At 72.6% G+C, this 16616-nt stretch carries 18 protein-coding genes and 1 pseudogene; 5 read left to right on the top strand and 14 right to left on the bottom strand.

Annotation, left to right across the window (positions count from 1 at the left end; all coding sequences use genetic code 11):
- Positions 1 to 285: 285 nt before the first annotated feature.
- The 7 genes from truB to rimP all read right to left on the bottom strand — a co-directional run bounded on the left by truB (position 286) and on the right by rimP (position 7238).
- Positions 286 to 1194, bottom strand: a complete 909-nt coding sequence (gene truB / locus ACF1AG_RS33210; RefSeq protein WP_359601209.1) for a tRNA pseudouridine(55) synthase TruB — start codon at positions 1192 to 1194, stop codon at positions 286 to 288.
- Positions 1191 to 1640 (bottom strand): 30S ribosome-binding factor RbfA, encoded by a 450-nt coding sequence (rbfA, locus tag ACF1AG_RS33205; RefSeq protein WP_191883324.1) that lies wholly within the window; start codon positions 1638 to 1640, stop codon positions 1191 to 1193. The genes truB and rbfA overlap by 4 nt, the downstream gene beginning before the upstream one ends.
- 33 nt (positions 1641 to 1673) lie before the next feature.
- A complete protein-coding gene (locus tag ACF1AG_RS33200) occupies positions 1674 to 1967 on the bottom strand; it encodes a DUF503 domain-containing protein (protein WP_359601210.1) in 294 nt (97 codons plus the stop codon).
- A 175-nt stretch (positions 1968 to 2142) separates the two neighbouring features.
- Complete coding sequence (infB, locus tag ACF1AG_RS33195; RefSeq protein WP_359601211.1) at positions 2143 to 5163, bottom strand: translation initiation factor IF-2; 3021 nt, start codon at positions 5161 to 5163, stop codon at positions 2143 to 2145.
- Between the two features lie 184 nt (positions 5164 to 5347).
- Positions 5348 to 5629 (bottom strand): YlxR family protein, encoded by a 282-nt coding sequence (locus ACF1AG_RS33190; protein ID WP_078541316.1) that lies wholly within the window; start codon positions 5627 to 5629, stop codon positions 5348 to 5350.
- Positions 5630 to 5730: 101 nt separating this feature from the next.
- On the bottom strand, positions 5731 to 6717 hold the full coding sequence (nusA, locus tag ACF1AG_RS33185; RefSeq protein ID WP_359601212.1) for a transcription termination factor NusA: 987 nt from the start codon (positions 6715 to 6717) through the stop codon (positions 5731 to 5733).
- A gap of 2 nt (positions 6718 to 6719) precedes the next feature.
- Positions 6720 to 7238 carry a ribosome maturation factor RimP gene (gene rimP / locus ACF1AG_RS33180; protein ID WP_359601213.1) on the bottom strand — a complete coding sequence of 173 codons (519 nt, stop codon included), beginning with the start codon at positions 7236 to 7238 and terminating at the stop codon, positions 6720 to 6722.
- Positions 7239 to 7459: 221 nt separating this feature from the next.
- On the opposite strand from rimP, the gene ACF1AG_RS33175 reads away from it, so the two are divergent.
- Genes ACF1AG_RS33175 through ACF1AG_RS33165 form a run of 3 tightly spaced genes read left to right on the top strand, consistent with a single transcriptional unit; the run spans position 7460 to position 9468 of the window.
- Entirely contained in the window at positions 7460 to 8050 is a 591-nt protein-coding gene (locus ACF1AG_RS33175; RefSeq protein ID WP_359601214.1) for a hypothetical protein, read from the top strand.
- Entirely contained in the window at positions 8047 to 8511 is a 465-nt protein-coding gene (locus ACF1AG_RS33170; protein WP_359601215.1) for a ferritin-like domain-containing protein, read from the top strand. The genes ACF1AG_RS33175 and ACF1AG_RS33170 overlap by 4 nt, the downstream gene beginning before the upstream one ends.
- Before the next feature lie 51 nt (positions 8512 to 8562).
- On the top strand, positions 8563 to 9468 hold the full coding sequence (locus ACF1AG_RS33165; protein WP_359750054.1) for an aminoglycoside phosphotransferase family protein: 906 nt from the start codon (positions 8563 to 8565) through the stop codon (positions 9466 to 9468).
- A 262-nt stretch (positions 9469 to 9730) separates the two neighbouring features.
- Here the strand turns inward: ACF1AG_RS33165 and ACF1AG_RS33160 are convergent, their stop codons facing one another.
- Genes ACF1AG_RS33160 through ACF1AG_RS33150 form a run of 3 tightly spaced genes read right to left on the bottom strand, consistent with a single transcriptional unit; the run spans position 9731 to position 11690 of the window.
- The gene (locus ACF1AG_RS33160) at positions 9731 to 10213 is read right to left on the bottom strand and encodes a hypothetical protein (protein ID WP_391810923.1); all 483 of its coding nucleotides are present in this window, start codon (positions 10211 to 10213) and stop codon (positions 9731 to 9733) included.
- Positions 10210 to 11091: a BN159_2729 family protein gene (locus ACF1AG_RS33155; RefSeq protein WP_391810922.1), complete on the bottom strand. Its 882-nt coding sequence runs from the start codon at positions 11089 to 11091 to the stop codon at positions 10210 to 10212. The genes ACF1AG_RS33160 and ACF1AG_RS33155 overlap by 4 nt, the downstream gene beginning before the upstream one ends.
- Positions 11088 to 11690 carry a sigma-70 family RNA polymerase sigma factor gene (locus tag ACF1AG_RS33150; protein ID WP_359607629.1) on the bottom strand — a complete coding sequence of 201 codons (603 nt, stop codon included), beginning with the start codon at positions 11688 to 11690 and terminating at the stop codon, positions 11088 to 11090. The genes ACF1AG_RS33155 and ACF1AG_RS33150 overlap by 4 nt, the downstream gene beginning before the upstream one ends.
- 412 nt (positions 11691 to 12102) lie before the next feature.
- On the opposite strand from ACF1AG_RS33150, the gene ACF1AG_RS33145 reads away from it, so the two are divergent.
- Positions 12103 to 12528: a helix-turn-helix transcriptional regulator gene (locus ACF1AG_RS33145; protein ID WP_359607631.1), complete on the top strand. Its 426-nt coding sequence runs from the start codon at positions 12103 to 12105 to the stop codon at positions 12526 to 12528.
- Between the two features lie 143 nt (positions 12529 to 12671).
- Complete coding sequence (locus ACF1AG_RS33140) at positions 12672 to 12917, top strand: hypothetical protein (protein ID WP_033277405.1); 246 nt, start codon at positions 12672 to 12674, stop codon at positions 12915 to 12917.
- 243 nt (positions 12918 to 13160) lie between these two features.
- Here ACF1AG_RS33140 and ACF1AG_RS33135 read toward each other — a convergent pair whose 3' ends face one another.
- From ACF1AG_RS33135 to ACF1AG_RS33120, 4 genes and pseudogenes are all read right to left on the bottom strand, one after another.
- Positions 13161 to 14864 carry a proline--tRNA ligase gene (locus ACF1AG_RS33135; RefSeq protein WP_359607633.1) on the bottom strand — a complete coding sequence of 568 codons (1704 nt, stop codon included), beginning with the start codon at positions 14862 to 14864 and terminating at the stop codon, positions 13161 to 13163.
- A gap of 73 nt (positions 14865 to 14937) precedes the next feature.
- Complete coding sequence (locus tag ACF1AG_RS33130; protein ID WP_359607635.1) at positions 14938 to 15504, bottom strand: GNAT family N-acetyltransferase; 567 nt, start codon at positions 15502 to 15504, stop codon at positions 14938 to 14940.
- Positions 15505 to 15531: 27 nt separating this feature from the next.
- Entirely contained in the window at positions 15532 to 16380 is an 849-nt protein-coding gene (locus tag ACF1AG_RS33125) for a GNAT family N-acetyltransferase (protein WP_359607637.1), read from the bottom strand.
- Positions 16381 to 16482: 102 nt separating this feature from the next.
- A pseudogene (locus ACF1AG_RS33120) lies at positions 16483 to 16616 on the bottom strand (4-hydroxy-3-methylbut-2-en-1-yl diphosphate synthase); the annotation flags it as partial.

Below are 16616 nucleotides of genomic sequence, written 5' to 3'. Positions count from 1 at the left end.
CCCGTCCGGTCCCCGGGGCTGCGCCCCAGCCCTTTTCATCCGGGCCCCGCTGGGGTCGGAGAAGTCGGGCACGACGTACAGGGCGCGGGGGCGCAGCCCGGCTGCCCGGGCTGGCCTCGTCCTCGAGCGCCGGACGGGCCGGAAGCAGCCCCCCCTCCTCCGCGCCTTCGGAGAACGAGGCCGGACGGGCTGGAACCAACCTCCCCCGGGCCTTCGACGAACGAGGCCGGACGGGCTGGAAGCCGGCGTTCGGGGAGCGGGGTCCGGGGCGGAGCCGCGGGGGCCTCAGCTCGCGAAGACCGCCACGCTCTTCGCCTTCCCCCGCTGCTCCTCCACGAGCGCCAGGAACCGTCCGGCCGGACCGAAGACCGCCACCGGCCCCCGGCCGGCGTACTCTTCCGGCATCTCCAGGCGGACGCCGTTCGTCAGCAGCTTGGCGCGGCGTTCGTCGACGTCCCAACGAGGGAACGCGGCCGCCGCGGCCTCGGCGATCGGCATGACCGTCAGCTTCTCCTGGAGCTCGTCCAGGGTCTTCGCCGCGTCCAGCCGGTACGGCCCGACGCGGGTGCGGCGCAACGCGGTCAGATGACCGCCGACGCCCAGTCCCGCGCCCAGGTCGCGGGCGAGGGCACGGATGTAGGTGCCGGAGGAGCAGACGACCGAGACGACCAGGTCCAGCACCGGGGTGCCGTCCTCGGCGACGGCTTCGCGGACGTCGTACACGGAGAACGACGAGACGCTGACCGGCCGGGCGGGGATGTCGAAGTCCTCGCCCTCCCGCGCGCGCTTGTAGGAGCGCACCCCGTTGATCTTGATGGCGCTGACCTTGGAGGGCACCTGCATGATGTCGCCGGTCAGGGCGGCGACCCCCGCGTCGACGGCCTCGCGGGTGACGCGTGAGGCGTCGGCGGAGGCGGTGATCTCCCCCTCGGCGTCGTCGGTGACGGTGCTCTGGCCGAGCCGGACCGTGCCGAGGTACTCCTTCTCGGTCAGCGCCAGGTGGCCGAGGAGCTTGGTCGCCCGCTCGACCCCGAGGACGAGCACGCCGGTCGCCATCGGGTCGAGGGTGCCGGCGTGGCCGACCCGGCGGGTGCGGGCGATGCCGCGCATCTTGGCGACCACGTCGTGCGAAGTGAAGCCCGACGGCTTGTCGACGATGACAAGGCCGTCGGGCGGGGTCTGCTTCTGGGTCATTCGGCGGTGTCGTCCGTCTCGTCGTCTTCCGGCTTGCGGTACGGGTCGGCTCCGCCGGCGTACGCGGCGCCCGCGGACGCCTCGCGCACCTTGGCGTCGGACTGGCGCGCCTTGTCGAGGAGGTCCTCGATGTTGCGCGCGGTGTCCGGCAGGGCGTCCATGACGAAGGTCAGGGTGGGGGTGAACTTCACGCCCGCCGCACGGCCCACCTCGGAGCGCAGCACGCCCTTGGCGGACTCCAGGCCGGCCGCGGCCGCCTTCCGCTCCTCGTCGTCCCCGTACACCGTGTAGAAGACGGTCGCCTCCCTCAGGTCACCGGTGACCCGGGTGTCCGTGATGGTGACGTGCGAGCCGAGCCGCGGGTCCTTGATCCCGCGCTGCAGCTTCTGGGCCACCACCTCTCGGATGAGGTCCGCCAGCCTCTTGGCACGCGCGTTGTCGGCCACTGGTCCGTCTCCTTAAGTGCTTAACGTCTTGCTTCAGTCTTCGTCGCTGTGGAGCCTGCGTCGAACCGAGAGCAGTTCCACCTCGGGCCGTCCGGCGACCAGCCGCTCGCAGCGGTCGAGGACGTCGGTGAGGTGGTCCCATTCCCCGGAGACCACCGCGAGGCCGATCTCGGCCCTGCGGTGCAGGTTCTGGTTCCCGGTCTCCGCCACGCTGACCGCGTACTTCCGCTGCAGTTCGGCGACGATCGGACGGACGACGGAGCGCTTCTCCTTGAGCGAGCGGACGTCGCCGAGGAGCAGGTCGAAGGACAGAGTCCCCACATACATGTGTGCATCCGGATGACCCGCCGGTTCGGGATCAGGGACCTCCCCGGCCCGGACGGAGCCGGTACCCCGGGGAAGGGCGCCGCAGCGGCGCCGGTACCGGAACCGTACACGCAACGGCCGGGGCCGATCGACGGAAATACGCTTCCGCCGACCGGCCCCGATCGTGCTGCTGCGGTCAGACGCGCGGCTTCTCGCGCATCTCGTACGTCGCGATGACGTCGTCGACCTTGATGTCGTTGAAGTTTCCGAGGTTGATACCGCCCTCGAAGCCTTCGCGGATCTCGGTGACGTCGTCCTTGAAGCGACGCAGACCCTCGATGTTGAGGTTCTCCGCGACCACCTTGCCGTCGCGGATGAGGCGCGCCTTGGTGTTCCGCTTGACCTCGCCGGAGCGGATGAGAACACCCGCGATGTTGCCCAGCTTGGACGACTTGAAGACCTCGCGGATCTCCGCCGTACCGAGCTCGACCTCCTCGTACTCCGGCTTGAGCATGCCCTTGAGGGCCGCCTCGATCTCCTCGATCGCCTGGTAGATGACCGAGTAGTACCGGACGTCCACACCCTCGCGCTCGGCCATCTGCTGCGCACGCCCGGCGGCGCGCACGTTGAAGCCGATCACGATGGCGTCGGAGCCCATCGCCAGGTCGATGTCGGACTCCGTGACCGCACCGACGCCGCGGTGCAGGACGCGGATGTCGACCTCTTCGCCGACGTCCAGCTGGAGCAGCGAGGACTCGAGGGCCTCGACCGAACCGGAGGCGTCACCCTTGATGATCAGGTTCAGCTGCTGTACCTCGCCGGCCTTGAGCACCTTGTCCAGGTCCTCCAGCGACACGCGGCGCGTGCGCTTGGCGAACGCGGCGTTGCGCTCACGGGCGGCGCGCTTCTCGGCGATCTGACGGGCCGTACGGTCCTCGTCCACGACGATGAAGTTGTCGCCCGCACCCGGGACGTTGGTCAGGCCCAGGACCTGGACCGGCGTCGAGGGTCCGGCCTCGGCGACGTTGTTGCCGTTGTCGTCGAGCATGGCGCGCACGCGGCCGTAGGCGTCGCCCACCACCATCGTGTCGCCGACCCGCAGGGTGCCTCGCTGGACGAGGACGGTCGCCACGGCACCGCGGCCGCGGTCGAGCCGGGACTCGATCGAGATGCCCTGCGCGTCCTGCGTGGGGTTGGCACGCAGGTCGAGCGAGGCGTCCGCGGTGAGGATGACGGCCTCGAGGAGGCTGTCGATGTGCAGACCCTGCTTGGCGGAGATGTCGACGAACATGGTGTCGCCGCCGTACTCCTCGGCCACCAGGCCGTACTCGGTCAGCTGACCGCGCACCTTGGTCGGGTCGGCGCCCTCGACGTCGATCTTGTTGACCGCGACGACGATCGGGACCTCGGCCGCCTTGGCGTGGTTGAGCGCCTCGACCGTCTGCGGCATGACGCCGTCGTTGGCCGCGACGACCAGGATCGCGATGTCGGTCGACTTGGCACCACGGGCACGCATGGCGGTGAACGCCTCGTGACCCGGGGTGTCGATGAAGGTGATCTTGCGATCCTCTTCGTTGACCTCGGTCGTGACCTGGTAGGCACCGATGTGCTGGGTGATGCCGCCGGCCTCGCCCGCGATGACGTTCGTCTTGCGGATGGCGTCGAGGAGGCGGGTCTTGCCGTGGTCGACGTGACCCATGACGGTGACGACCGGCGGACGGACCACCAGGTCCTCCTCGTCGCCCTCGTCCTCGCCGAACTCCAGGTCGAAGGACTCGAGCAGCTCGCGGTCCTCCTCCTCCGGGCTGACGACCTGAACCGTGTAGTTCATCTCGTCCGCGAGGAGCTGGAGCGTCTCGTCGGAGACGGACTGGGTCGCGGTGACCATCTCGCCGAGGTTCATCATGACCGCGACGAGCGACGCCGGGTTGGCGTTGATCTTCTCCGCGAAGTCGGTGAGCGACGCACCGCGCGACAGGCGAATGGTCTCGCCGTTGCCGCGAGGCAGCATCACGCCGCCGACCGACGGGGCCTGCATGGCCTCGTACTCCTGGCGCCTCTGCCGCTTCGACTTACGGCCGCGACGCGCGGGACCGCCGGGACGGCCGAAGGCGCCCTGCGTGCCACCGCGGCCACCGGGACCGCCGGGACGGCCACCGAAGCCGGGACGGCCGGCGAAGCCACCGCCGCCACCAGGACGACCGGCACCGCCGCCGCCACCGGGACGACCGGCGAAGCCACCGCCGCCGCCACCACCGGGACGACCGGCGAAACCGCCGCCGCCACCGGGACGACCGCCGCCACCGCCGGGACGACCCGCACCGCCCGGACCACGGCCGCCGGGGCCGGGACGCGGGCCGGCAGCGGGACGCTGCGGCATCATGCCGGGGTTGGGACGCGGGCCGCCGGGGCCGCCGCCGGGACGGGGACCGCCCTGCGGGCGGGGCATGCCGCCCGGAGTGGGACGCGAACCGCCCGGAGCCTGCGGACGGGGACCGCCGCCCTGGCCGGGGGCCTGGGGACGAGGACCGGCGCCGGGGGCACCGGGACCAGGACGCTGGCCCTGCGGGCGCGGAGCCTGCGGACGGGCCATGCCGGTGGAGCCACCCGAGGTGAACGGGTTGTTGCCGGGGCGCGGACCGGCCGGGCGGGCACCCGGACGCGGAGCACCGCCGCCGGGACGCTGGCCCTGGCCTGCCGGACGGCCCTGGCCGCCCTGGCCCTGACCGGCGGGACGGCCGCCGGGCTTGGGAGCGCCGGGACGGGCGCCGCCGGGCTTCGGCCCGGACTGGGCCGGGGGCGCCGCGGGCGGGGCCTGGAACTCCGGAGCGGCCGGAGCCGGACGCGGCGCGGGGCGCGGGCCCGGCGTCGGACGCTGACCCGCGGGGGCCGGCGCGGGCGCCGACGGAGCCGCCGGCGGCTGGGCCGCGGCGGGCTTGGATGCGGCCGGCGGCTTGGGAGCAGCCGGACGGGCCGCCTGCGCCGGAGAGGGCGCGGCGGGCCTGGGGGCGGCCTTCTTGGGCGCGCCGGGCTTCGCGGCGGACTTGCCGTTGCCCCCGCCCTGCTGGAAGGCGTCAGTCAGCTTGCGTACTACGGGCGCTTCGATCGTCGAAGACGCCGAACGGACGAACTCACCGAGTTCCTGGAGCTTGGCCATGACGACCTTGCTCTCCACACCGAACTCCTTGGCGAGTTCGTAGACCCGGACCTTAGCCACTTCGCTCCTTTGAGGTCCGGGTTGCGTCCGGACCGTCGCTAGTTCATGGGCGTACTCATCGCGTACTCATCGAGTGCTCATCGCAATCTCGACCTGCTTTCGACTCGCGAGGTACCAGGCCGCACGGGGGTTTCCGTACGGCAAGTTCTTACGTGTTGCCTGTCAGTCGGCACGGAGCCACTGCTCAGCAACCTTGTGCCTGCTCGACGTAGTGGCGCAACGCCTTTACGTCGAGCGGTCCCGGGACGCGGAACGCCCGCGGGAACGCCCTTCGGCGCACCGCCTGGTCGAGACAGACCGGTACGGGGTGTACGTACGCACCCCGGCCGGGCAGCGTACCGCGTGGATCAGGGACGCACGCATCCTCGATCACCACGATCCGCAGCAGCTCGCCCTTGACCGCTCGCTCGCGGCACCCCACGCAAGTGCGCTCGGGGCACACGCCAGCCTGTGTCCGGCCAGACACTCCTCAGTCTACCTCCCCGGACCGACCTCACCCCTCCGGGGCAAGAATCGAACACCGCAACGAGCAAAGCTGTCGTGATCTCAGCCCATCGCGGCCTGGATCTATTCCCCGGCCTGCTCCGTGTCCGGCCGGATGTCGATCCTCCAGCCGGTGAGACGGGCGGCCAGACGGGCGTTCTGCCCCTCCTTGCCGATGGCGAGCGACAGCTGGTAGTCCGGCACGGTGACCCGGGCGGACCGGGCCGCCAGGTCGACGATCTCCACCTTGGAGACGCGGGCCGGGGACAGCGCGTTCGCCACCATGTCGGCCGGGTCGTCGGACCAGTCGACGATGTCGATCTTCTCGCCGTTCAGCTCCGCCATGACGTTGCGCACACGGCCGCCCATGGGGCCGATGCAGGCTCCCTTGGCGTTCAGCCCGGAGCGGGTGGAGCGCACGGCGATCTTGGTGCGGTGGCCCGCCTCCCGGGCGATCGCGGCGATCTCCACGGAGCCGTCGGCGATCTCCGGCACCTCGAGCGCGAACAGCTTCTTCACCAGATGGGGATGCGTACGCGAAAGAGTGACGGACGGACCGCGCACGCCCTTGGCCACCCGGACGACGTACGACCGCAGGCGCGTGCCGTGCGGGTAGGTCTCGCCGGGCACCTGCTCCTGCACCGGCAGGATGGCCTCCAGCTTGCCGATGTCCACCAGCACGTTCTTCGGGTCGCGCCCCTGCTGGACCACGCCGGTGACGATGTCGCCCTCGCGGCCGGCGTACTCGCCGAGCGTCGCGTCGTCCTCGGCGTCGCGCAGGCGCTGCAGGATGACCTGCTTGGCCGTGGTGGCGGCGATACGGCCGAAATCCGACGGGGTGTCGTCGAACTCGCGGGGCTCCTGGCCCTCCTCGAGGTCGTCGGGGTCCTCCTTCGCCCACACGGTCACATGTCCGGTCTCCCGGTTGAGCTCCACGCGCGCGTGCCGGCGGCTTCCCTCGGTGCGGTGGTAGGCGATGAGGAGGGCCGACTCGATCGCCTCGACCAGCAGGTCGAAGGAGATCTCCTTCTCCCGTACCAAGCCCCGCAGGGCGCTCATGTCGATGTCCACGGCTACGCCTCCTCTTCCTTCTTGTCGTTCTTCTCGGACGCGTCGTCCTTGCGGTTGAACTCGACCTGGACACGCGCCCTGGTGATGTCGGCGAAGACGAGTCGGCGCGCGGTGGCCTTGCGGCCCTTGACGCCGGGCACCTCGAGGTCGAGGCCGTCCTCGTCGGCCGCGAGGATGCGGGCGACCAGCTCGCCGCCCTCGGCGAGCTGGAACCGCACCAGGCGGCCGGTGGCGCGCACGTAGTGACGGTGCTCGGTCAACTCGCGCTCCGCGCCGGGGGTGCCGACCTCGAGGGTGTACTCCGCGCTGCCCATCGCGTCGGTCTCGTCGAGCTTCGCCGAGAGCGCGCGGCTCACATCGGCGATCCGGTCGAGGTCGGCACCGGTGTCGGAGTCGACGACGACGCGCAGCACACGCTTGCGGCCGACCGTGTCCACGGCGATCTCCTCGAGATCCAGGCCCTGGGAGCTGACGAGCGGCTCCAGAAGTTCTCGAAGCCTCTCGCTCTGGGTCGTGCTCATCCGGGTGACTCCTCGGCCGCGTGTGCTGTTGTGGGACGGTGCGCGTGTCTGCACAAAGGGTATCCGGTCGCAAGGGGTGTTGCCGTCCACCCTTGCCGTCCACCCGGTCGGCGAGGTGCCGCTGAGGGGCGCCGGGCGGGCCTGCGGGTACCGTGATCGCGGGCCCCGCCCGATCTCCTGTTCCCGCCCCGTTCGTCACGAGCCCCCCGAGGACGTCTGCCGTGTCGTTCCCCCTGTCTCCGCGCGCCCGTTCGGGGCCGCGCAGAAGGAGTCTGCTCGCCGCCGCTCCGGCGGCCCTGCTGGTGGCGGGCTGTTCCGCCGGCTCCGACGATCCGGGCGGTCCCGCGGCCGCGCGGCCCTCGGCCGCCGAGCGGATCCGGGCGCGCGCAGCCCGCGACAGCCGGGTGCTGGCCGCGCGGTACGACGCGGTCGCCGCGGCGCATCCGAAGCTGGCGGAGCGCCTGCGTTCCCTGCGGGCCGACGTGGTGCGGCACGCGGAGGCGTTCGAGGCGGGCGCGGACGGACCGGCGTCGCCCGCGCCGTCGGGCTCCTCTTCGTCCGCTTCTTCCGCTCCCGCGTCTCCTTCGGCGGGGGCGACCGCGGCGGCCGCGCCCTCGTCGGCTCCCGCCTCGCCCGCGGTACCCGCCGACGAGAAGGACGCGCTCGCCCAACTGGCCGCCGCCGAGCGGGAGATCGCCGACCGTCGGGCCGAGGAGCTGGTGACCGCGCCGGCCGAGCTGGCCCGGCTGCTGGCGTCGGTGTCCGCGTCCGGCGCCGCGCACGTGTACCTGCTGACGGAGGCCCGACGGTGAGTGACGCGCAGGACAAGGAGCTGCGGGCGCTGCAGGCGGCGCTCGCCGCGGAGCACGCGGCGGTGTACGGCTACGGCGTGGTCGGCGGACGGATCGGCGAGCAGCGGCGCACGGAGGCGCGCACGGCGTACGACGCGCACCGGGCGCGCAGGGACGCGTTGGTGCGGGACGTGAAGGACGCCGGGGGTACGCCGGTGGCCGCGGCGGCCGGGTACGCGCTGCCGTTCCCGGTGCCGGACGCGGCCGCGGCGGTGCGGCTGGCGGCGGAGCTGGAGATGCGGGTGGCGGGCGTCTACGCCGACGTGGTGCGGTCGAGCGGGGGCGAACGGCGCAGGTCGGCGGCCGAGGCGATGCGTGAGGCGGCGGTGCGGTCGGTGCGCTGGAGCGGGAAGAGCGTAGCCTTCCCTGGGCTCGCCGAGCGGAGCGGAACGGCTCCGGGCGGTCTGGCGCCGGCGCCGTGACATGACGGGGGGCTCCGGCACCGTGTGACATCAGGAAGGAACGACTCGCGCATGGCATTCGAACCGCCGCGGCGTCTGGTGAGGGCGCTCGGTGAGACGGCGCCCGAGGGTGACGGCTGGCTGGAGAAGCTGCCCGGGCTGGCGCGTGAGGCCGTGGACCGGCGCGAGTTGGCGGTGGAGCGGGTGCAGTTGCCGGGCGGGCGCAGCAGCCTGGTGGTGCTCGTCCGCACGGCCGACGGCACGCCCGCCGTGCTGAAGCTGGCGCCGCCCCGTGCACGTCCGGAGAGCGAGCGTGTGGCACTGGCCCACTGGGGCGGGCTGGGAGCGGTGCAGTTGCTGGAACCGGTGTCCGAGGGCACCGAGGGGGTGCTGCTGCTCGAGCGGCTGCATCCGGACGTGTCGGTGCGGACGCTCCCCGAGGCGAAGGCGCTGCTGGAGGCGGCGGGCACCCTGCGCAGGCTGTGGGTGGACCCGCCGGAGGACCACGTGTTCGAGACCGTGGCCGAGCGCACCGGGCGGCAGGCCAAGGCGATGCGGGCAGGGGCGGACGCGGCGCCCGAGGTGGCCCCGCTGGTGGACGCGGCGCTGTCGGTCCGCGGCGAACTGCTGGACTCGCCGCCGGAACACCGGTTGCTGCACGGCACGTTCCGGCAGAGCAAGGTGCTCTCCGGGGAGCGGATGCCGTGGCTCGCGGTGGGTCCCGACCCGGTGGTCGGCGAGCACGCCTTCGACCTGGCGCGGCTGGTCCGCGACCGGGTGGAGGACCTGATCGCCCAGCCGTCGGGGGCGACGACGACCCGCCGCCGGGTGCGGCGCCTTGCGGAGTCGCTGGAGGTCGACCGCGAACGCCTTCGGGGCTGGACGCTGTTCCGAGCGGTCGAGTCGGGCGTCCGCGCGCGGCGGGTGGGCCGCGAACGGGACGCGGAACTCCTCCTGGAATTCGCGACCTGGCTGTAGTCCGCCCCGTCAGGGGCGCGGGGAACTGCGCAGTCAACCCACCACAACCCGCAGCTGCCCGACCACGGGAATGTGCCCCGTCAGGGGCGCGGGGAACTGCGCGATCAACCCAACACGGCCCGCAGACGACGTCGGCGGGCCGGGGGTGCGCCCCCCTGCACGGGCAGGGGGGCGCTCGGGGTCCGGTCGGCGTGCCTCCCGAGCTTGCCGGCCGGAGTCTCTCGGCCGTGTCGTGCCATGTCGTGCCGTGCCCTACCGGAGGTCAGGGGGCCCGCCAGGCCAGGCCCGCCTGCACCGCTCCCTCCATCCCCAGCAACCGCACATGACGGCGGATCAGCGCACCCTGGTCCACGGCGTCCGGCACGGGATGCGCGTCGACGGACTCCGCGCGGAACGGCACGTGGGCGAACAGCGCGAGGTCGGCGGGCGGTATGTGCCAGGACAGATGCCAACCGCCGGCGATCAGGCACAGCCGGTGCGTCCCCTCGTGCTCCGGTCCGGTCAGCGGGGTGAGCACCGCGCTGGCGGGGTGCAGCGCCGCGAGCCAGGACAGCAGGTGCGCCCGTTCCCGCTCGGCGTCGCCCAGCCGGCGTTCGTAGGCGTCGGCGTGCTGCTGCCAGCGCGCCAGCCGCAGGCGGCTGACGGCCAACTCGTACTCGAGGCGCGGCCGGTCCACGGATCCGGCCGCGGCGCGGCGAGGGCGCACCAGTCGGCCGAGCAGGCCCTCCCGTGCGTGCGTGGTCATCGGTCCCCTTCGTCCGGGACCGGTTCCGAGGACGGTTCCGTCACGGGGGTCAGCGGACCGGCGTACTCGGCCACGTGGGCCAGCGAGCACCTCTCCGGGCGGCCGTCCAGCGACATCAACGGCATCCCGTCGTAGGCGCGCTGCCCCTGGAAGTACCAGGTCTCGCCGTGCACGTCGCGGTACGGCAGGGCCAGGTCGTACGCCGTGCCGCCGAGCAGGAAGGGGCGCACGAGTCCGGCCGGTCCGGGCGGCTGCGGGCCGTCGAGGTCCGGCTCGTCCGCCTCCCCACCCGCCGGGTGGGGCTGCGCGGCGTCCGGGGTTTCCTCCGCCCCGGTGTCCGCCCCCCTGGCGTGAGTCTCCTCGGGCCCGCCGTCCGGGCCGGACGGCAGCGGCTGGACCGCGGCGGTGACGCGGACCCCGTCCCGGCTGCCCTCCCCCGCCAGGATGTGCGGCGCGGTGCACTCGGCGGCGGCGGTGATGCCGAAGTAGGCGCACCAGCCGGGCCAGCGGGCGTACGGCGGTTCGAGGCGGAGCAGGACGTGCACGGCGTCGCCGTCGGCCCGCACGGCGCGGACGTCCGGGTGGGTGCCGACCTCCCGCTCGATGGTCAGGGCGACGGACCGGGCGCGTGCGTGGGCCGCGTCCCAGGCGAGAGCCTGGCGTTCCAACTCGGTCGGCGGGAGCGTCCCGGGCGGGTGACCGCCGTCGACGCCGGGCGGCACGGCGCCGTGCGGCGGGAGGAGACTCGGGTGCGGCAGGGCGCCGGCCGGCAGGCCGAGTACCTCGGGTGGCGAGGAGGAGGCGAGGTACACGTCGCGGAGGCCGGGCACGGCCACGGTCACGCGGAGGACGGGAACGGCGTCCGGGTACTCGTTCACGCGTGCACCGCCCCCGCCGCCCAGCGCAGCCGGCACATGGCGCGGTGCGTCAGCGCCTTGACCGCGCCGACGGTGCGGCCCATGGTGTGCGCGGTCTGCTCGATCGACAGCCCGCCGAGGAACCGCAGTTCCACGCAGGCCCGTTGGGACGGGGCGAGGGCGCTCAGGGCGCGGTGCAGCGTCTCGCGGGCGTCGACGGCGTCCAGGTCGCGCAGGACCAGGGTCTCCGGCTCCGGGCCCGGCTGTCCGGGGTCGCCGAACTCGGCGACCAGCATCTCGCGCCGGTGGCGGCTGCGGCCCAGCTCGTCGAGGTGGATGTTGCGGGCGATGGTGGTCAGCCAGGCGGCGGGGTCGGTGCCGCGCCAGGCGAAGCCGGAGATGTTCCGCAGGGCGCGGGCGAAGACCTCCTGGGTCAGGTCCTCGGCCAGGTGCCGGTCACGGGTGCGGGCCAGCAGATAGCCGTACACCGTGCCGCGGTACTCGCGGTAGAGAAAGGCGAACGCCTCCGGGTCCCCGGTGCGGGCCCGGGTCAGCCATGCCGGCTCCGGGGCGTTCGGGTCGGTTCTCTCCGCGGTGGATGAGGTGGTCGCTAAGGACACGTTCGTTGCTCCTCGGTAAGGGGTGGGCAAGGACGGGCGGGCCGCCCGGCACGATCGCGCGACGTCTGCGATCTTCATGTAGATGTAGATTTTGCGCGGGCGTCCGGGGCGGGCCGGCGGACCGGTAAGCGCGCACGCCGGGACGGGTTCGGCGGGCGCGGACGACCGTCGACGCAAGGGGTTCCGACTCCCGAAAGCATCTACAGTCTTCATGTAGATGAAGATCGGGTCAAGGTTGGCGGGGCATATTCCGACCGACGGGTGAAAGGGCGCAGAGGGGGCGGACGGAGGAACGAAGGGCGGGGCAGGGTAGCGCGAGCGCGCCCTAATGCACCGGCGTACACCCCCCGATCCGGCCGTCGATCTGCAATCTACTTGCGCTTGTAGATGGGCATGACCGATGCTCGGACGCGTGACGAGCCGACAGACACTGCCTCCTTCGCCCGGGACCGCCGAGGGCGGCCCGGAGTCCCCGGGCGAGGATCTGGCGGCGCTGCTGGAGCGCCTCCTCGCACTTCCCCAGAGCGGTACGCAGAAGGACCTCGCGCGTGAGGCCGGCATCTCCTATCCGACGCTGAACGCCTGGATGAACCGCACGCGCGGCACGTCCCGCATCCCGCCCGAGAAGCTGCGGGCGATGGTCGAGGTGTTCCGGCGGTGGGGTGTGGGGACGACACCCAAGGAGTTCTTCGAGGCGGTCGGGCGTCCCGTGCCGGGACCCAGCCGTGACGAGCGCGAGGCGCGGCTCCTGAAGCTGTACCGGCAGCTTCCGGAGGCCCGGCAGCGTGCGCTGATCAAGGACGCGGAGGCCATGCTGCAGGTCAGCAGGATCACCTGATCCTCCCCGGGCGGCCGGAACCTCCCGACGCTCCACGAATGTCCCGAAAGCCCCACAGGTGCGCACCGGCATCGCTACGATCGGAAGCCGCTGGCCTCCCGAAGCGGAACACCGTGCCCTTGCGCACCCCTGGGGAGACAGTCATGTGCATTCGCGTTCACACGGCGGACGACCTGCCGGACATCGTGGTCTGGGACCCAGACGAGGTCAGCGTGCTAGTGGCGCGCGGCGCCCACCTGCTCGACGTGGTCCGCGAACTGCGCGCGCTCCTCACGATCGACCTGGGCGCCCCCGAGGGCACGGGCACGGCCCTCCTCTGTTTCTGCGGCGAACACGTCGACCTGCCGGCGAGCATCCTGAGCCGCGCGCTGACGGCGGAGGCGTGCTGAGCAACACCCCTACGGCGCGGCGCCCCACGAACGGCCTCCGCCCACGGCGCCGACCACCCGGGACAACGCATGTCGCCGGGCACCCGCCCGCCCGGGACGACGCATGCTGCGCGGGACGCGGGCCAGGGCGTCCTGGAGATCAGTAACCCTGCCGCCCAAGTGCACCGCCCGGACATGCGTCGTCCCGGCCGCGGGTGGTGCGCTGTCCGTGGCCGGGACGATGCCGGGGCCGACCCGTGAGAGTCAGCGCGCCGTCAGGCGGGCGACGGCCTCGTCGACCGTCAGTTCCTCGCGCTCGCCCGTGCGGCGGTCCTTCAGTTCCAGCACGCGGTCGGCGGAGCGGCGGCCCGCGACCAGGATCTGGGGGACGCCGATCAGTTCGGAGTCGGTGAACTTCACGCCCGGGGAGACGCCCGCACGGTCGTCGACCAGGACGCGGACGCCCGCGGCGGCGAGCTTCTCGGAGACCTCGAGCGCCAGCTCGGTCTGGAGCGCCTTGCCGGCGGCGACCACGTGGACGTCGGCCGGGGCGACCTCGGCGGGCCAGCACAGGCCCTTGTCGTCGGCGGTCTGCTCGGCGAGGGCGGCCACCGCGCGGGACACGCCGACGCCGTAGGAGCCCATGGTGACGCGGACCGGCTTGCCGTTCTGGCCGAGGACGTCGAGCTTGAGGGCGTCGGCGTACTTGCGGCCGAGCTGGAAGATGTGGCCGATCTCGATGGCGCGGTCCAGCTTCAGACCGGTGCCGCACTTGGGGCAGGGGTCGCCCTCCTCGACCACCACGACGTCCACGTACTCGTCGACCTCGAAGTCACGGCCGGCCACGACGTTCTTCGCGTGGGTGTCGGCCTTGTTGGCGCCGGTGATCCAGGCGGTGCCGGGGGCGACGCGCGGGTCGGCGACGTACTTCACCTTGTCCAGGCCCTGCGGGCCGACGTAGCCGCGCACCAGGTCGGGGCGGGCGATGAAGTCGGCCTCGGTGACCATCTCGACCACGGCCGGGGCGAAGTGCGCCTCGACCTTGCCCAGGTCGACCTCGCGGTCACCGGGCACGCCCACGGCGACGATCTCGCCGTCGACCTTGACCAGCAGGTTCTTCAGCGTGGCCGAGGCGGGGACGCCGAGCTGCGCGGCGAGGGTCTCGATGGTGGGGGTGTCGGGCGTGGCGATGTCCTCGGCGGCCGGCGCCCCGGCGGCGTCCACCGGCTTCAGCTCGTACGAGACGGCCTCGGTGTTCGCGGCGAAGTCGCAGTTGGGGCAGTCGGCGAAGGTGTCCTCGCCGGCCTCGGCGGGTGCGAGGAACTCCTCGGACTTGGAGCCGCCCATGGCGCCGGCGGTCGCCGCGCAGATGCGGTAGTCGAGGCCGAGGCGCTCGAAGATCCGCTGATAGGCCTGACGGTGCAGGTCGTACGACTGGGCCAGGCCGTCGTCGTCCAGGTCGAAGGAGTACGAGTCCTTCATCAGGAACTCGCGGCCGCGCAGGATGCCGGCGCGGGGGCGGGCCTCGTCGCGGAACTTCGTCTGGATCTGGTAGAGGATGACCGGCAGGTCCTTGTAGGAGGACGCCTGGTCCTTCACCATCAGCGTGAAGATCTCCTCGTGGGTGGGTCCGAGGAGGTAGTCGCCGCCCTTGCGGTCCTGGAGGCGGAACAGCTCGGCGCCGTACTCGTCCCAGCGGCCGGTGGCGTCGTAGGGCTCGCGCGGCAGGAGGGCGGGGAGCAGCACTTCCTGGGCGCCGATGGCGTCCATCTCCTCGCGCACGATCCGCTCGACGTTGGCGAGCACCTTCTTGCCGAGGGGCAGCCACGTCCAGATGCCGGCGGCGGTGCGGCGGACGTAGCCCGCGCGGACCAGCAGCTTGTGGCTGAGGACCTCGGCGTCGGCCGGGTCGTCGCGCAGCGTCTTCGCCATCAACTGGGACATGCGCTGGACCGGTGCGTTCGCCATGGTTCTCGTACTCCTGCTGCGTCTAGGTGATGAAGGCGAGGTTAGCCGGGCGGGACGGGACGGCGGAAATCGGTTAGTCGCGCGGGAGCGGCAGGGGGGCGCCCATGACGGCGTAGGGGGTGGGCGCGCTCGGGAAGTGGACCTGCCGGGCGAGGTCCTCGTAGCCCAGCGAGCGGTAGAGGTGGCGGGCGGGGCTCTCGATGTCCAGCGCGGACAGCAGCGACCGACGCTGGCCGGCGCCGTCGGTGATCGTGGTGATCAGGGCGCGGCCGATGCCGTGTTTCTGGTGCCGGGGGTGGACGTGCAGCTCGGTGATGACGAAGGAGTCGTCGAGCCAGTCCTCGTGGCCACGGGCGCGCAGGTACGGCTCGACGACGGTGGACCACCAGTGGGAGCGGTCGTTCGGCATGCCGTAGACGAAGCCGACCAGGCGTCCCCCGACGGTGGCGCCGAAGGCCCGCGCGCCGGGGAAGGTCATGTGACGCAGCACGATCTGCCGGCGTACGGCCACCTCGTCGGGGCCGAGCCCGAACGCCACCGCCTGGACGGCCAGCGCCTCGTCGACGTGGCCGGGGAGGTCGAGGGGGCCGATCACGATGTCGTCGGGCTCGGGGCGGCCGTGACCGGGAAAGCGCAGCATGCCGGGGAGACTACAGGGACACGCCCGTCAGAACAGCACGCTCATGAAGGCGCCGACCTCGCGGAAGCCCACCGTGGCGTACGTGCGGCGGGCGGGGGTGTTGAAGTCGTTGACGTAGAGGCTCACCACGGGGGCGACGTCGGCGAGGGCGTGGCGCAGGACGGCGGCCATGCCGGGGGCGGCGACGCCTTTCCCGCGGTGTTCGGGGGCGACCCAGACGCCCTGGATCTGGCAGGCGCGGTCGGTGGCGGCGCCGATCTCCGCCTTGAACATCACCTTGCCGTCGGCGTCGAAGCGGGCGAAGGAGCGGCCGGAGCCGACCAGCTCGGCGACCCGGGCCTGGTAGAGCAGTCCGCCGTCGCCTGCCAGCGGGGAGACGCCGACCTCCTCCGTGAACATGGCCACGCACGCCGGCATGATCGTCTCGAGTTCGTCCTTGCGGACGCGGCGGACGTACGGGTCGGGCGCCACGGTGTCGGGCATGCGGTCGGTGACCAGCAGCGGCTGGTGGCCGCGGACGTCGCGGGCGGGGCCCCACTGGGGTTCGAGCAGCTGCCAGAGGACGGCGGTGGGCTCGGCCGGGCCGACGATGGAGGAGCAGCGGCGGCCGGCGCGGCGGGCGCGGTCGGCGAAGGCGCGGACGGCGCGGGGGGTGGCGCAGATGGGGACGAGGTTGGCGCCCGCGTAACACATCGACGTGAGGATGCCGTCCTCGTACCAGCCCCACATCTCGCCGCCGAGCCGCCACGGGTCGAGACCGGCGATCTGCACGCGCGCGGCCACGAAGGCGTTCGCCACCGGGTCGCGGTCGAGTACGGCGAGGGCGGCGTCCAGGTCGCTCGGTTCGAGGACCCGGGAGGTGGTCTGCGTCAACACGTGCGGGGCCTCACACAAAAGGGTTCTGCCTGATTTCCGCACTGTACCCGCGGATGCCTGGGGCCGCCGCCCCCGGCATCCGCGGATGCCTGGAGGGCCCGGTCAGCCGGCCACCGCGATCTGCGGCTCGCCGGAGGCCACACCGTCCTTCTCCATCTGCTCGGCGATCTTCATCGCCTCTTCGATGAGCGTCTCCACGATCTTCGACTCGGGCACGGTCTTGATGACCTCGCCCT

This window comes from Streptomyces sp. NPDC014764, from assembly GCF_043082785.1.
In the GTDB taxonomy this organism is placed as follows: domain Bacteria; phylum Actinomycetota; class Actinomycetes; order Streptomycetales; family Streptomycetaceae; genus Streptomyces; species Streptomyces althioticus.
This window is presented reverse-complemented; position numbering and strand designations above follow the sequence as displayed.

Excerpts from the sequence above, each read along its gene's own strand:
- ACF1AG_RS33130 (WP_359607635.1), bottom strand. The coding sequence starts at position 15,504 with ATGCTGCGCTTTCCCGGTCACGGCCGCCCCGAGCCCGACGACATCGTG.
- ACF1AG_RS33200 (WP_359601210.1), bottom strand. The coding sequence starts at position 1,967 with ATGTATGTGGGGACTCTGTCCTTCGACCTGCTCCTCGGCGACGTCCGC.
- ACF1AG_RS33140 (WP_033277405.1), top strand. The coding sequence starts at position 12,672 with ATGTGCATTCGCGTTCACACGGCGGACGACCTGCCGGACATCGTGGTC.
- truB (WP_359601209.1), bottom strand. The coding sequence starts at position 1,194 with ATGACCCAGAAGCAGACCCCGCCCGACGGCCTTGTCATCGTCGACAAG.
- ACF1AG_RS33160 (WP_391810923.1), bottom strand. The coding sequence starts at position 10,213 with ATGACCACGCACGCACGGGAGGGCCTGCTCGGCCGACTGGTGCGCCCT.
- ACF1AG_RS33135 (WP_359607633.1), bottom strand. The coding sequence starts at position 14,864 with ATGGCGAACGCACCGGTCCAGCGCATGTCCCAGTTGATGGCGAAGACG.
- rimP (WP_359601213.1), bottom strand. The coding sequence starts at position 7,238 with ATGAGCACGACCCAGAGCGAGAGGCTTCGAGAACTTCTGGAGCCGCTC.
- ACF1AG_RS33165 (WP_359750054.1), top strand. The coding sequence starts at position 8,563 with ATGGCATTCGAACCGCCGCGGCGTCTGGTGAGGGCGCTCGGTGAGACG.